Origin of the sequence: Acetatifactor muris (assembly GCF_024623325.1) — a bacterium.
GTDB classification, from domain to species: Bacteria; Bacillota; Clostridia; order Lachnospirales; family Lachnospiraceae; genus Acetatifactor; species Acetatifactor muris.
This window is the reverse complement of the sequence record NZ_JANJZD010000014.1, coordinates 56426-71818: the sequence shown is the minus strand read 5'-3', so window position 1 is coordinate 71818 and position 15393 is coordinate 56426. Positions and strand designations below refer to the sequence as shown.

11 protein-coding genes and 1 pseudogene are annotated in these 15393 nt (G+C 39.2%); 10 read left to right on the top strand and 2 right to left on the bottom strand.

Annotated elements, in window-relative coordinates; translation table 11 throughout:
- Window positions 1-7: 7 nt before the first annotated feature.
- From NSB25_RS14520 to NSB25_RS14475, 10 genes and pseudogenes are all read left to right on the top strand, one after another.
- A complete protein-coding gene (locus NSB25_RS14520; RefSeq protein WP_103238962.1) occupies window positions 8-1153 on the top strand; it encodes a CapA family protein in 1146 nt (381 codons plus the stop codon).
- Entirely contained in the window at window positions 1150-2718 is a 1569-nt protein-coding gene (locus NSB25_RS14515; RefSeq protein ID WP_103238961.1) for a lipopolysaccharide biosynthesis protein, read from the top strand. Before NSB25_RS14520 ends, NSB25_RS14515 begins: the two co-directional genes overlap by 4 nt.
- Entirely contained in the window at window positions 2715-4385 is a 1671-nt protein-coding gene (locus NSB25_RS14510; RefSeq protein WP_103238960.1) for an asparagine synthase C-terminal domain-containing protein, read from the top strand. Before NSB25_RS14515 ends, NSB25_RS14510 begins: the two co-directional genes overlap by 4 nt.
- Window positions 4363-5493 carry an N-acetyl sugar amidotransferase gene (locus NSB25_RS14505; protein WP_103238959.1) on the top strand — a complete coding sequence of 377 codons (1131 nt, stop codon included), beginning with the start codon at window positions 4363-4365 and terminating at the stop codon, window positions 5491-5493. The genes NSB25_RS14510 and NSB25_RS14505 overlap by 23 nt, the downstream gene beginning before the upstream one ends.
- Window positions 5494-5521: 28 nt before the next feature.
- Window positions 5522-6616: a non-hydrolyzing UDP-N-acetylglucosamine 2-epimerase gene (gene wecB / locus NSB25_RS14500; protein ID WP_103238958.1), complete on the top strand. Its 1095-nt coding sequence runs from the start codon at window positions 5522-5524 to the stop codon at window positions 6614-6616.
- A gap of 72 nt (window positions 6617-6688) precedes the next feature.
- A complete protein-coding gene (locus NSB25_RS14495) occupies window positions 6689-7777 on the top strand; it encodes a Gfo/Idh/MocA family protein (protein WP_103238957.1) in 1089 nt (362 codons plus the stop codon).
- An 18-nt stretch (window positions 7778-7795) separates the two neighbouring features.
- The gene (locus NSB25_RS14490) at window positions 7796-8368 is read left to right on the top strand and encodes an acyltransferase (protein ID WP_103238956.1); all 573 of its coding nucleotides are present in this window, start codon (window positions 7796-7798) and stop codon (window positions 8366-8368) included.
- A gap of 62 nt (window positions 8369-8430) precedes the next feature.
- A complete protein-coding gene (locus NSB25_RS14485) occupies window positions 8431-9570 on the top strand; it encodes a DegT/DnrJ/EryC1/StrS family aminotransferase (protein WP_103238955.1) in 1140 nt (379 codons plus the stop codon).
- 6 nt (window positions 9571-9576) lie between these two features.
- A pseudogene (locus NSB25_RS29675) lies at window positions 9577-10922 on the top strand (nucleotide sugar dehydrogenase).
- Between the two features lie 474 nt (window positions 10923-11396).
- The gene (locus NSB25_RS14475) at window positions 11397-12371 is read left to right on the top strand and encodes an RpnC/YadD family protein (protein WP_146039998.1); all 975 of its coding nucleotides are present in this window, start codon (window positions 11397-11399) and stop codon (window positions 12369-12371) included.
- A gap of 288 nt (window positions 12372-12659) precedes the next feature.
- Here NSB25_RS14475 and NSB25_RS14470 read toward each other — a convergent pair whose 3' ends face one another.
- Both NSB25_RS14470 and NSB25_RS14465 read right to left on the bottom strand, forming a co-directional pair.
- Window positions 12660-14288 (bottom strand): AbiH family protein, encoded by a 1629-nt coding sequence (locus NSB25_RS14470; protein WP_103238954.1) that lies wholly within the window; start codon window positions 14286-14288, stop codon window positions 12660-12662.
- Window positions 14269-15039, bottom strand: coding sequence for a sugar phosphate nucleotidyltransferase (locus NSB25_RS14465; RefSeq protein WP_172455021.1), 771 nt, complete (start codon window positions 15037-15039; stop codon window positions 14269-14271). Before NSB25_RS14465 ends, NSB25_RS14470 begins: the two co-directional genes overlap by 20 nt.
- Window positions 15040-15393 lie beyond the last annotated feature (354 nt).

Here is a 15393-nt window from a genome sequence, read left to right as displayed (position 1 = left end):
AGGAATAATGGAAAATATAGTTAAACTACTATTTGTTGGTGATACATTTATAGATAATGAGAAGGATAGTATACTGGAAGATATCTTGAAAGAAACATTACAAAACTGTGATGTTGTATGCTGCAATTTTGAGGCTCCTGTTAAAACGGAGTTACAGAAAGCAGCAAAGGAGCCAGGTGTAAAATTATCACAACCCAGTAGAACTGTGGAAATACTGAAACAGAACGGATTTAATTTGTTTGCATTGGCAAATAACCACATAATGAATTATGGATTAAATGGGTTAAAAGGTACACTTAACGCTATCAACAGGCTCGGAATCCACTTTATTGGAGCAGGACTGACATATGAAGAGGCATATAGACCTTTTATATTTGAAAAGCATGGAGTCAGGATAGGGATTATAAATGCCGCAGAATGTCAATATGGAACCATCGAACAAAACTTTGGGCAGGGAGGACATGCCTGGATATTTAGCCCGCAAATTTATTCGGCTGTTCTGAATTTAAAACAAAAATGTGACAGGGTGATACTTGTATGTCATGCGGGCTTGGAAAATGTTGAGCTACCCCTTCCGGAATGGCGTCAGGCATACAAGAACTTTATTGACATTGGAGTCGATATTGTAATTGGACATCATCCGCATGTTGTTCAGGGATGGGAAAAATACAGGGAAGGAGTCATCTTTTATAGTCTGGGAAACTTTATTTGGGACTCGGATAGGGTGAGTTCTTCTCAGGATCCGGCAATAGCAGTTCTGCTGAAGATGAATGGAGAAGCGGTAGAATACGAAATTATTCAGATTAAAAGAGTAAATAACCAAATTGTAATCACAAAGGAAAAGGTATTTCGAGAATACTTGAATGAAATATGCATGATTTTAACAAAAAGATATGAGTATGAACATAGAATAAATGAAATATGTATTCAGGAGTATGGGCGGGTATATTCTAAAAAAATATATGAATTGATCAGGCTCTCAGAAGGCAGTAAACTAAAACATTATCTATGGAATATATATATGATTGTTTTCAAAAAGAATAAGGTTGATGAGGATCTTCTTTATTTGTGGTGCGCCGATGAAACTTTACGATGGGTAATAAGGAGAGCTTTGATATATAAAGAAAAAATGCAGGAGACAGAGGATGAATGAGGAGCTGGAATGTAGGGCGTAATGCGGCAGTAGGATTAGCTTGCCAGATAATAATTTTAATATTGAACTTTCTTACGAGAACAGTTTTTACAAAATGTCTGGCCAGTGAATATTTGGGAATTACGGGACTGTTTTCCAATGTACTTTCAATTTTGTCGTTATCCGAATTGGGGATAGGCTCCGCGATAGTATACGCTTTATATAGGCCATTTGCGGAAGATAATCAGGATAAAATACGGGCACTTATCAGATTTTATAAAAAAGCGTATTCATATATAGGCACTGTAATTTTCTTTTTGGGAGTGGCATTAATTCCATTTTTGCCCTATTTGATAAAAGAAAAAAATACATCTGTTAATATATTGATTATTTTTGCTTTATATTTATTTCAATCAGTAATTTCATACTGGTTTTTGGCATATAGAAGTGCCATGTTGACTGCCAGTCAAAATGAATATGTTATCACGTTGGTTAATTGTCTGTGCACAGTTTGTATGTGTGTATTCCAGATGACAGTATTACTTTGTTTTAAAGGACAGGATATAGCATTATATCTTTACATTTTTATCCAGGTTTTGTCTAATATAGCTATGAATGGAATTATTTCATATGTAGTTGGAAAAAAGTATCCATATATAAATTCCAGAGAAGAAAGCAGATTAGAACAGATAGAGAAACAAGGAATATTTAGAAATGTATTTGGATTATCATTATACAGGATAACAAGTACAATAAATTCATCAGCCGACAGTATTATCATTTCCAGTTTTGTGAATATAACATCGGTCGGCCTGTATTCAAATTATACGCTTTTACAACTAGCTGTCGTAAGGATATTGGGTGTGATTTATAATCCATTGACGGCAAGTATAGGAAATTTAAATGTGACGGAATCAAAAGAGAAAAATAAATTTATTTTCGACTGCTTAAATCTGATGAGCTTTTGGACATACGGTTTTTGCAGTATTTGCCTTTTTATTCTTTTAAATCCTTTTATCGGAGGAATATGGTTAGGAAAAGAATGGCTCTTGGATGAAAAGACAGTTGCAGCATTTGTAATCAAATTTCTGATTGACGGATTACTGGCAGCAGTCATCAAGTTCAGAGAAGCAGCAGGATTATTTTATAATGCAAGAATCAGATATTTATTAAGTGTGGTAATCAATGTATCAACCTCTATATTTTTTGTATATAATATGAAACTTGGAATATTTGGAGTTTTGGTGGGATCAATTTTGGCAGAGCTTCTTACACTGGCAATTGACCCTATCATTGTATTCAAATATGTATTTCAGAAAAAAGCGGCATCCTTTTATTTTACTTATTTTAAGTATCTGTTAATTATATTGGCGACAACTGTGTTACTGAGGTTTATTACCGGCCTGTATAACAGTTATTCAATATTAGGTTTTGCAGTAAGCCTGATGATTTGTATGATACTTCCAAATTTGATCTGGTTTCTATTATTTAGAAATACAGAGGAATTTAAATATTTAAGTAAAGCTGCTTTTGGGGTAGTAAATCGAGTTAAATCAAAGTTAAGTAAGGAAATAAATGAAAAATGATAGGATATAAAATTTGTTTTGAAGATGAAAGAGGTTTTCAATGGTATCATAATGAGACAGTTTGTATAAAGGGGTATGGGTGGCATAATGGAGAGTACTTGGATGGTGAAAATTTACTTTCATTCTTCAGCGATATAAAATCAGAGGAACTTTTAGAACATTCTTTAAACCGATTTAACGGATGCTTTGCAGGTTGTGTATTGATAAATGAAATTTTATATCTTTTTACGGATCATATTCGCAGTATTCCCTTATTTTATGATAATCGGAGAAGAATCATATCAGACAATACAGGTTTTGTAGAATTAACTTCAAAGGAAGTTGATAAAGTTGCAGTGGCTGAAGTAATAAAATCAACTATGCATGTATCTAATGACAGAACTTTTTCAGAACAGGTTAAGCAGGTGATGGCATGTAATATAGTTGCTTTGGACAGAAGTGGAAATTGCAGAAAAATTATATACTATCAGCATATTCATTCAGACAGTAACTTTAAAAGTTCATATGATCAGTATCTATCAGAAATTAGTGTACTTACGCATAATGTATTTAAACGTATGATTGACTCTGTTGGAGACCAGACTATGATTGTCCCGCTAAGTGGAGGATATGATTCCAGATTTATTGTAACAGAATTGAAGGAACTGGGTTGTAAAAATGTTGTTTGCTATACCTATGGCTTCTCAGATGATACAGAAGAAACAGGAATTTCCAAAAAGGTTGCTGAAAAATTGGGCTATCAACATTTTTATGCAAAAATAGAGGAAACAGTGTGGGAGGATCTTTTCGAAAATGAAACAGCAGGGTATTTTTTGGAATATGACTATTTTTGTTGCAATTTACCACACATACAGGAGATCATGGCTCTTATTGAGCTGAGAAAGAATCCGTTATTTCCTCAAAAAGGAGTTATAATTCCCGGATTTTGTGCTGATATTTTTGGAGGAAGCTATACACTTGCTGTGGAGCAGGATCAGGAATATGAATATAGTATTGATTTGTTGACAGAATTTATATTTCACAGATTTTTTTCAGTCAATGAAAAGTTTAAGCACTATAATTTGAAAATTAAAGAGGATATAAAAGCTTTTTTTCAAGAAGGCAAATATTCTGTTACAAACCTGAGGGAATTTGATGCTGCAGCTGAATCCTGGTTTGCTGTTCATAAGATAGCACAGTTTATACTTATCTGTTTAAAGACATATGAATTTTTTGGATATTCATGGAGAATGCCTTTTTGGGATAAGGAGATGATTGAATATTGGTATCAAATTCCTATGTATTATAAACAGGAACAATCTTTGTATGACTATTCACTGATGGAAAGCTGGTTTAAGAAGTATGGAATTGAATATGCAAAAGCAAAAAAGAAGCAGAAAATTTATGTGAAGAAGTATAAAAGAAAAACATATGTAACTTTTCTGTATGGCATCATCATGTGGATATATTATAAATGTGGTATCATGCTGTATTTTAATAAAGACTCAAACAATTTCTATTATCTCTGCAGATTATGTTATAAAAAAATGCAGAACAGGAACCAGATTCATTTTTCCAATATAGCAATGTTTGAGACACTGACGCTATGGTGGCTGGAAAAACAGCTTTCAGCTGGAATGGTACACGATATTATGATAAAGGGAAATGAGGGTGATGAAATTGAATAAAATCAGGCGCTGTACACGTTGCATTATGGATGATTCATCTGATAAGACAATTCAGTTTGATCAAAATGGACATTGTAATTATTGTTCAACAGCATTTAAGCAGATTGGAAAAGTGTATTTTCCAGGTAAAGAAGGAGAAGAAAAGCTAGAAAGACTTCTTCAACAGGTGAAGATATCCGGAAAGGGTAAAAAGTATGATTGTATTATGGGAATTTCCGGGGGCCTGGACTCGTCCTATCTGGCATATCTGGGGCATAAATGGGGATTGAGGGTTCTGGCTGTGCACATTGATGATGGATTTGATACGGAAATATCAAAAGCAAATCTGGCAAAATTAATTAAGGCTACCAGATTTGATTATGAGGTTGTAAAACCGGATGCGGTCCAGTTCAATGCTCTGACGAAAGCATATATGAAGGCAGGAGTTCCGAACATTGCAATTCCGCAGGATAATGTGCTTTTTGCTTTTCTGTATGAGAAAATGAAGGAGTACAAAATCAGGTACTTTCTTGCCGGAGGGAACTTTGCACTGGAGTGTATCCTGCAGAAAGGGAATACCTATAAGGCGAATGATGTTGTAAATATAAAGGATATTAACAGGAGATTTGGCAGTCAGCCAATCAATAAATTAAGGTTCATTTCAACCATAAAAAGAGAAGTTGACAGTCGAATATTTAATATCAAGACGGTAAGACCACTCAACCTGATTGATTATAACAGGGACAGAGCTTTTAAGGAACTATATGATTTTTGCCAGTTTGAATATTATGGAAGAAAACACCTGGAGAATATATTGACAGCATTCATTCAATTGTATTGGTTTCCGAAAAAATTCGGTGTTGATAAGAGGACTTCACACTTATCGAGTATGATAGTAAGTGGTCAGATGACCAGAGAAGAGGCATTGAGCGAGCTGGGAGAACCCTTATATGATGAAAAGAAAATGGCAGAATATATTTCCTTTGTAAAAGAAAAGCTGGAATTAGATGATAAGGAATTTAATAAGATTATGTTGGCGCCGGTGCATATGCATCAGGAGTATAAGGTGGAAGATTCATCAGTACTATATCAGATTTTCAGGTCAATTCATAAAATTGTGGACAGGTAATAAAGCCTGAAGCAGGGGAGTAAACATCATGAAAGTAGTTACTGTTGTAGGGGCAAGACCGCAATTTATAAAGGCAGCTGTCGTATCCCGCCAGTTGAGAAAAAGTCATTCAGAAATTTTGATTCATACAGGGCAGCATTATGATTATAATATGTCAGGACAGTTTTTTGAAGAACTGGATATTCCGAAACCAGATTACAATCTGGGTATTTCCGGAGGAACTCATGCTCAGATGACCGGGAAAATGATGATTGGCCTTGAAGAGCTGTTGATAAAAGAACGACCGGACTGGGTGCTATTATTTGGGGATACCAATTCCACATTGTCAGCAGCATTGTCAGCTGTAAAACTTCATATTCCAATCTGCCATGTTGAAGCAGGTACCAGAACACACAGTATGACGAATCCAGAAGAAATCAATCGTATTTGTACAGATCATATTTCTACTTTATTACTGGCAAGTACACAGAGTGGTATGGATGAAATGCATAAGGAAGGCCTCAAGGGCAGGGCTTTTCTTGTGGGAGATCCTATGTATGATGCATTTACGCAATATAGTATGAAAAAGGATATTTCAGAAGTAGAGTTGACTACTCTTGAACAGAAAAGAATAAAAGTACCCGAATCGTATTATTATCTTACCTGTCATAGAGAGGAGAATACGAGTGTGGAAGATAACTTACTGGAAATATTCAAAGCAATGGAAGGTCTTGATGCAAAAGTAATTTACCCGGTACATCCAAGAAATAAACAAAGAGCCCTTGCCTTAAAAGAGAGAGAGAAGTTTCAGAATTTAGTATTAACAGAGCCAGTTGGATATCTGGATAGTATATGTCTGGTGAAGCATGCAAAGAAAATAGTTACGGATTCAGGAGGGCTTCAGCGTGAAGCCTTTTTTGCTGGGAAAAAATGTGTAACAGTACTTGACTTTGTTGTCTGGCCGGAGACGATGGTAGCTGGTAGAAATACTTTGTCTGCACCAAAGAAAGAGGAAATTATGAAAAAGCTGTCAGAACCACAAGTGGTAGATAGAAGCTATCAACCATTTGGAGATGGGTATTCTGCACAGAAGATTGTAAAGCAAATTGAGGAGAGAAGATATATAAATTTGATACGGAAGTAGTAAGTTTAGAATGGAATTGTCGTAACAGAAGGATATGATGTTGTGAACTATAAAGTATTGTGAGGTAAAAGTATGAAATATGCATTAATAGGCTGTGGTCGTATTTCTCCAAATCATATTGTGGCAGCAAAGACTAATAATTTGGACTTTGTAGGTCTCTGCGATATCATGCAGGAGAACATCCATGATAAAGTTGTCAAATTTGGACTCAGCAAAATCCCGCAATATACGGATTACAAAGAGATGTTGGAAGTGGAAAAACCGGAACTTGTAGCCATTTGTACGGAATCAGGTAAACATGCTGAGATTGCCCTGAATTGTATCGATGCAGGATGCAATCTAATTATTGAAAAACCAATTGCTCTTTCACTGGCCGATGCGGATGAGATTATCAGGAAAGCAAAAGAAAAAGGGGTAAAAGTCTGCGCAAATCACCAGAACAGATTTAACAAATCAATACAGAAGATTAGAGAAGCATTGGAAAAAGAACGATTTGGCAGATTATTTTACGGGACAGCTCATATACGATGGTGCAGGGATTTTGAATATTATTCCAGAGCATCCTGGCGGGGAACCTGGGAACAGGATGGTGGAGCATTGATGAATCAGTGTATTCATAATATTGATCTTTTGCGCTGGATGATGGGAAATGAGATTGATGAAGTAGTGGGAATGACAGATCGGTTGAATCATCCTTATATGGAGGCAGAAGATCTTGGAATTGCATTGATAAAGTTTAAGAACGGTGCGTATGGTATTGTTGAGGGGACTACTGATATCTATCCGAAGAATCTGGAAGAGACGCTTTATTTATTTGGAGAAAAGGGGACTGTAAAAGCCGGAGGACAATCTGTGAATAAGATTGAAGAATGGCGTTTCTCAGATGCACTGGACAACCCGGAGGATATTATCCGAATGTTTGGAGAGAATCCGCCAAATGTATATGGCTTTGGACATATCCCGCTCTATGCGGATGTCAGAGAGGCAATTGAGAATGACAGAGAGCCTTATGTAAGCGGAGAGGACGGAAGGAGAGCACTGGAGCTGGTACTGGCAATTTATAAATCTGCAGCGGAAGGGAAATCTGTAAAGCTGCCATTAGAAGCCTGTTCTGCTATGGACTTTTCTGGAAGATTTGGGGAAAGAAAAATACTCAGTTGACTTTGGGAGGGAGTCGCCATGGGCGATTTTTTTGTGCATGAAACCAGTATTATTGACAGAAATGTACAAATTGGTAATGGAACAAAGATATGGTGTTTTTGTCATATCCAATCGGGAGCTCAGATTGGAGCAAACTGTTCATTTGGCCAAAATGTAAATATAGCAAATAATGTGAAAATTGGTAATAGGGTAAAAATTCAGAATAATGTCTCTGTTTATGAAGGGGTTGAGTTGGAGGATTATGTGTTTTGCGGGCCTTCTATGGTATTTACCAATGATCTGACCCCCAGGGGCAGGTATCCAAAAGGGAGTCTGGGATATCGAAAGACACTGATCAGGCATGATGCCACATTAGGAGCAAACTGTACTGTTGTCTGTGGCAATATCGTTGGAGAATATGCCACAATTGCCGCAGGTGCTGTGGTTACCAGAGATGTAAAACCATATGCATTGATGGCAGGTATACCGGCAAGGAGGATCGGATGGGTTTGCCAATGTGGTCAGGTGCTGAATGAAAATTTTACGTGTCCGGATTGCGGGATGGAATATGTTTGCAGTAATGGTGATTTGGTATTGAAGAACACAGGGTAGACAAAGATATTTTGGAGATCATTGAATAGAGCAGAATTCGAAAGGAAAATCAGGGGACTGGAATGGAATTTAGAGATTTAAAGAAGCAGTATGCAGTGATGAAAGAAGAAATTGATTTGGCTGTTGCAGAGGTTATTTCATCCGCTAACTTTATATCCGGGACACAAGTTAGAAAACTGGAAGAACAGCTTGCTGAATATGTAGGTGTGAAATATTGCATTACATGCGCGAATGGAACAGATGCTATTTCTCTTGCACTGAGGATATGGGGTGTGGGAGAAGGTGATGCTGTGTTTGTTCCGGATTTTACATTCTTTTCCTCTGGTGAGTGTCCTGCATTTGCCAGAGCAACACCGATTTTTGTGGATGTTGATGATAGAACTTATAATATGGACCCGGACAGGCTGGAAAGGGCTGTATGTAAAGTAAAAGCAGAAGGGAAATATAATGCCAAAGCGATAATTGCTGTTGACTTGTTTGGGCTTCCGGCTGACTATGATCGAATTCAATCGATCTGTAAGAAATATGATTTACTGCTTCTGGAAGATGGAGCACAGGGATTCGGGGGAAGTATCCGTGGCAGGAAAGCCTGTAGTTTTGGAGATATTAGTACTACGTCTTTTTTCCCGGCTAAGCCCCTTGGGTGTTATGGAGATGGTGGGGCTATTTTTACAGATCGGGAAGACTGGGCGGAACTGCTTCGTTCCTATTGTGTCCATGGCAAAGCGGGAAATGATAAATACAATAATATCAGAATTGGCGTAAACAGCAGGCTGGATACTATTCAGGCTGCTGTTTTGTTACCGAAACTAAAAGCTTTTCGGGAATATGAACTTGACTGCGTAAATCAGGTGGCGAGTTGGTATACATCAAGTTTGAAGAACGGTGATCTAATTCTTCCTGAAATTGTGTCTGAATATAGTTCTTCCTGGGCTCAATACACTGTACAGCTGCCAAAGTATGCGAATCGCAGTGCAGTACAGGCGAGATTAAAAGCTGCTGGGATACCATCAATGGTGTATTATAACAGACCAATGCATATGCAGGGAGCTTTTGCAGGAACAGATAGCGCAAAAGCGGATTGCCCGGTTACAGATTATATTTGTGGGAGAGTATTAAGCCTTCCTATGCATCCGTATCTTTCAGAAGAAGAAGTCTGGAAAGTGAGTAGAAATTTGAAAAAAGCATTAATTGAGGAGTGAATGAACATGAAAAGGGTGAGTACAGAAAATTTAACTGTTTATGAAGCACTGGTGGAAAGAAAGGCAAATCTGGCCCTGGTTGGACTGGGATATGTGGGAATGCCAATTGCTGTTGCCTTTGCGGCAAAAGGACTTAATGTGATAGGTTTTGATTTGAATTCTGCTAAAATAGAACTATATAAAAAGGGTAAAGATCCAACGAAAGAAATAGGGGATGAGGCTATAGCAGCAACTTCTGTTGCATTTACCTCGGATGAAAAGGAATTACAACGGGCGAAATTCATTATTGTAGCAGTGCCGACCCCAGTAAACACAGATCATACGCCAGATTTAACACCTGTAGAAAGCGCTTCCAGGATTGTGGGACGTAATCTTACACCAGGGGCTATCGTAGTTTATGAGTCTACTGTTTATCCGGGAGTCACCGAAGATGTGTGCATTCCGATTTTGGAACATGAGTCGGGACTAAAGTGTGGAGTTGACTTTAAATTGGCTATAGTCCGGAACGGATTAATCCGGGGGACAAAGTGCACACGCTTCCGAGGATTTGTAAAATTGTATCCGGTATGGATGAAGAAAGCTGTGAAATTATCAGAAATGTATATGATATTGTGATAGAAGTCGGATCTTATCCTGTCAGTTCTATTAAAACAGCAGAAGCAATAAAAGTAGTAGAGAATAGCCAAAGGGATATTAATATTGCATTTATGAATGAACTGGCTATGGTATTTGACCGGATGGGAATTGATACAAACGAAGTTGTGGATGGTATGAATACAAAATGGAATGCACTTGGATTCCGGCCTGGACTGGTAGGAGGACATTGCATTGGTGTTGATCCTTATTATTTTACCTATGAGGCGGAAAAATTAGGGTACCACAGCCAAATTATCCTGAATGGCAGAATCGTAAACGATTCCATGGGGGCGTATATAGCAGATGCTACAGTGCGAAAAATGATAGAAGCTGGACAGGCACCAAAGAAGAGCCATGTAGTTATTTTGGGACTGACTTTCAAAGAAAATTGTCCGGATACCAGGAACAGCAAAGTTGCAGATATTATAAAGCGTTTAAATGATTATGGAATAAAACCTGAAGTAGTAGATCCATGGGCTTCCGAACGAGATGCAGAAATAGAATATAAAGTAAAACTTAAAAAACTGGAGAATATTGAAAATGCCGACTGCATCATTGTGGCAGTGGCACATGACGAATTTAGACAATTGAAGTTAAGCAGTATAAAAAAGTTGTATAGTGCAGAAGCAGATAATGAGAATGTATTAATTGATGTAAAGGGACTATATCAACTCAGTGATCTGGAAGCAAGCGGCCTGAGATTTTGGAGATTATAAGTTACAAGGGCAGAGCCGGTTTTCTGGATCTGCCCTTGTCTGCATTATCTGCATCCAGTAATGCCTTTGCTTTAGACTTGCCAATCCAAAGCCTCAGGATATCCTGTACTGTATTTACAATGTCCCGTTCACTCATAGCTATTGCGGCGGTTATCTATCCGATTAAGCCCATGATCGTTGCTCTTGACACCAAATGAACAGTAAAATTTCGGCTATCTTTTTTTAGCATTTTCCGCAAATCCCCCCTTGCAAAACATACAATATCCTGATAAACTATCTCCAAAAGCATGTATTCTATTGAATGATCTGCAGCCGAGTCTGTATTCCAGGGAAATACTTCCATCTTACTTCAATTGAAACCTGTGCTTTTTATTCCAAACTACTAAATTGCATGGGATTTCAGAAGATGGAGAGGTTTCTTTCTGCGGGTGATGCGTCAATCCTTCTTCCGGAGATCCCGGAAGGAGGAAAGAAATGAGTAAAAGAAAAAACAAAAAGAACCTGGTTAACCCCGGGAGGGCAGCAAAAAGGCAGAGAGGGAAGGCAAATCTTCATTATAAGGATACAATATTCCGCATGCTGTTTCAGGATAAGAAGCGACTGCTGGGACTTTACAATGCCATCAGCGGACAGGAATATGCGGACCCGGAAATGCTGAATATTGTCATGCTGGAGAGTGCAGTATATCTGGGAATGAAAAATGATCTGGCATTTCTGATTGATATGCGGCTGTATCTGTTTGAGCACCAGTCAACTGTTAATAACAACATGCCGCTGAGATTTCTGCAGTATGTATCCGCAGAGTATGAGAAGCTGATTGTCTCTCAAAGCCTGTACCAGCGTGCACAGGTGAAGATACCTGCCCCGCATTTTATTGTCTTCTACAATGGCGTGGATAAATATGCGGAATATTCGGAACTGTGTCTGTCGGCATCCTATGAAGTACAGGAAGAAAATCCGGAACTGGAACTGCGTGTGCAGGTGCTGAATATCAATGAGGGCTATAATGAAGAGCTGAAAGAGGCATGCCGGACCTTAAAGGAATATATGCAATATGTGGATAAAGTCAGAGCATTCGCAAAGAATATGGACATAGACGAAGCGGTGGACAGAGCCGTGGATGAATGCATTGAGCAGGACATCCTGAGAGAATTCCTGCTTGCAAACAAGGCAGAGGTGAAGCATATGAGCATTTTTGAGTATAATGAGGAGAACGTAAGGCAGGTCATCAGGGAAGAATCCTATGAGGAAGGCAGAGAAACGGGCAGGATTGAAGGTAGAATTGAAGGCAAAATAGAGGATATCCTGGATCTTTTAAAGGAAAAGGGAACTGTGCCGGAGGAATTGGAGAAAAGGATTACATCGGAAACAGATATGGATATATTGAAAAAATGGCTGAAGCTTGCCGGCAGAGTGAAGAATGTCGAAGAAATTATAAAAGGGTTATAAGGGTAAATGGATATACGATTTTCCACCAAATGAGATGGCGACGTAGAAAATATCTCTTGGCGCGGATTTTTGGAACACTGAAATTATATGCCCAGGATGACGGAATTATATTTTAAACAGGAGCTGATATGATATGAGAGAACAAAATCCGGAACTGATAAACAGAAAAATCAGAGGCAGGTACAGGCTGAGTATAAGGACGAGCAAGAAGATTTTAACTGTTGTAAAGAGAGCGAAAAAACCTCTATGACGTGGTGGCCCCTCCCAGACCCGCCGCCCCTTCTTCTGCTAAACCAATTCAAAAGAAAATATATCCGCATTCACCTCCACATGGATCCGGCTCTCCACCTGATTCCAAACCTCAATCAAGTCACCGTTTTTCTTGAATCTCTCCGTCATATCCCTTTTACATTTATTTGTATATTTACTGTTTCTCGCCACTTCGCTGTCTCTTGCAAAGATCACCAGCTTTCTGGCCTCGCTGCACTGAAGCCATTTTGCGATATACTGCCACCACATTTTGTCCGTTTCTCCGATCGACATCCCAAAGACACAGATCACGCTACTGTCGTCAATGGCGGCACGCGCTTCCTGAATTCTGCTGTTTTTGTAAGACTTGTTAATTTCTTCTTTGATTAACAGTTCTTTCTTTTCGATGTCCCTCTGGAAATTTTTGTTCGCGATCTGATTTTTGTCGTTGACTCCCAGAACCATATTGTCGGATATGGTGCCGTGGATATGTATTACATCTTCCAACCTGAATTGTCTTCCCGTATCCTGTTCTTTCGCGGCTTTTAGACATAACTCCAGAGTGTCTGTATAATTGAACGAGATGAAAGAATACTTTCGTTCATCTGGATGGACGGGCAAAACGCGCAATATATCCTGTTCGATGATCTTTGGGAAATGACTGTAGAAATTTGTTATGGAGTTCAGCATGATAAGCCCGACTTGCTTTTTTCGCCCCTCTTCCCTTAGATTGATCTTATATGTTTCCTCCTTCAGATAATCTGCCAGACATTCTTCCAAATCTTTTTCATATTGCTCAAAATTTCTCTCGTCTGGCAGGGATATTTTTTCTGTGTATTTTCCGATTCCCAACTCCAGATCTGACCAGGCCTCTATGTTTCCCTCTATATTTTTTGCCAGAAGATTATCCGGATAGTTCTTTATAAAATAAGGATAGAAGTCACTATACCTTGTATTCAGGCCCACATTTATGTCGAATCCGTTTCCGATCAGAAAGGTTATCCTACTCCCGCCATCCTTTTGTGTCGGCGCAGCTTCAACAACTGCTCCAGCCTGGGACTTTGCGCGCATTCTCTCTCTGGCAGCCATGTATTCATACTCAATTTGCTTCCGGAGAGCTCCGTAATACGCGTCCCCTGCCTGGATTGTATCAGCATTTATATTAGGATAGCGACTGTGAAATGTTTCCTGTGCATCCATTAATCTTCCGTCTTCATTTCGAGACAAACCCTTCTGGGTGGGTGTGCGAAGCTGATGGATTACCATGGTGGCGAATGAATTGTCCTTCTTAATATAGACGTCTTTGGGGGAACAAATATACAGGGAACCTGTTATGCATCCCGCATAATTCGGGTCAACGGTGGTTGAGGTTACGATAATCCCTTTCAGGGCGTAGGATCCGCGCGAGTGCAGAGTCGCCATATACTGGGAGGAAAAATATACGAACTCCTTGCTGATGACGATATAACGATGTTCGGATAAAAGCACATATCTGTTATTGTCTTCCGCAAACGTTTCTGGGACCTGGCCCGTATCGGCGTCCCGGATGAATCCGATGGTCAGGTCATACCCCAGGCCGGAAATGTTTTTGTCACGCCGGTTCAGAATCAGGATTCCTTCCTCCTTTTTGATCAACCTGACAATATCGTCATAACTTAATACAGCCATTTCCTCCTCCTCGTCTCTTCAAAAGTTCTTTTGTCATTGCCGCCGCCTCCGGCGTATCGATATCCCACATATCATGAATGGGCATCTCCGATACCGTATGTGTAGGGATGTATTCCTCCAAAAAGGAGGAGAGCCTGTAATTCTTCATGGATAAGTAGGAATCCATAAGTGGGAAAGGAGAGGCAAGCCAAAGAGAAATCATTCCTCCGTACTTTTTTTCCTGAATCCCGCTTATCTCGCCCGTAATCCCATTCTTCTCATATCTCACGATCCGGCCTTCCTTCGTGAGAAACGCCCGCTCTGAGAGGAGCGAGGGCTGGCGCACGGTTTGGATCACCAGATCCGTGTCGGTGCCGATGGATTGGAGCCCGATATTCAGCATGTCTCTAAAGTCGTCCTGATCTGCTATGATATCCTCGAAAGCCAGGAGAAAAGGAGGGGATACCATATGTTTTACTCGAGAAAAGGAAAGCAGGGTTCCTTTTTGTTCCTTTTCTTCAATAAATTCGAGATGATTTGTGTAATGAGCATGATATGTAAGCAAATCCCGCACATCGGATGTTACGGAATGATGGACCACATAGATCTTTTCGATTCCACTGCCGATCAACAAATCTATGATATAGGAGATCAACGGCTTATCACCGATGGGAATCATTGGTTTAGAGGGAGAATCTTTTGTCCGGCGCATGCGCCTTCCGTAGCCGCTGGCAAGAATGACGGCTTCCCTAAGTCTATATTTGTACTCCATGGCTACTTGTCCTCCGTCTCTTTTGTTTTTGATTTTAGTTCCCATCCGCTGTAATACAATTGGTAATCAATCTTCAAGAGATATTATAATGCAACCAGATGGAAATGGCAATTGACAGACAAAGTATTTTTCCAAAAACACTTCAAGATATGTGTCCCATTCAGCAGATACCCGTCATACCATTCCTGAAGTAAAGAGAAGGAGATAGATTTCTGATGACACAGTGCGGATACTTCTTCCTCTGTAAATCCGAAAAAGGTTGCCAATTCGGCCGGGGCCAGGATGGAATACTGTTCCTTTTTTCTTTTGCAATGCGAAAGACACAATCCCTTTCGTCAATAATAAATACAAAGC

What these genes read in the sequence shown, in the direction of transcription:
- NSB25_RS14515 (WP_103238961.1), top strand. Translation starts at nt 1,150, where the DNA reads ATGAGGAGCTGGAATGTAGGGCGTAATGCGGCAGTAGGATTAGCTTGC.
- NSB25_RS14520 (WP_103238962.1), top strand. Translation starts at nt 8, where the DNA reads ATGGAAAATATAGTTAAACTACTATTTGTTGGTGATACATTTATAGAT.
- NSB25_RS14475 (WP_146039998.1), top strand. Translation starts at nt 11,397, where the DNA reads ATGAGTAAAAGAAAAAACAAAAAGAACCTGGTTAACCCCGGGAGGGCA.
- NSB25_RS14495 (WP_103238957.1), top strand. Translation starts at nt 6,689, where the DNA reads ATGAAATATGCATTAATAGGCTGTGGTCGTATTTCTCCAAATCATATT.
- NSB25_RS14465 (WP_172455021.1), bottom strand. Translation starts at nt 15,039, where the DNA reads ATGGAGTACAAATATAGACTTAGGGAAGCCGTCATTCTTGCCAGCGGC.
- NSB25_RS14510 (WP_103238960.1), top strand. Translation starts at nt 2,715, where the DNA reads ATGATAGGATATAAAATTTGTTTTGAAGATGAAAGAGGTTTTCAATGG.
- wecB (WP_103238958.1), top strand. Translation starts at nt 5,522, where the DNA reads ATGAAAGTAGTTACTGTTGTAGGGGCAAGACCGCAATTTATAAAGGCA.
- NSB25_RS14490 (WP_103238956.1), top strand. Translation starts at nt 7,796, where the DNA reads ATGGGCGATTTTTTTGTGCATGAAACCAGTATTATTGACAGAAATGTA.
- NSB25_RS14505 (WP_103238959.1), top strand. Translation starts at nt 4,363, where the DNA reads ATGAGGGTGATGAAATTGAATAAAATCAGGCGCTGTACACGTTGCATT.
- NSB25_RS14470 (WP_103238954.1), bottom strand. Translation starts at nt 14,288, where the DNA reads ATGGCTGTATTAAGTTATGACGATATTGTCAGGTTGATCAAAAAGGAG.
- NSB25_RS14485 (WP_103238955.1), top strand. Translation starts at nt 8,431, where the DNA reads ATGGAATTTAGAGATTTAAAGAAGCAGTATGCAGTGATGAAAGAAGAA.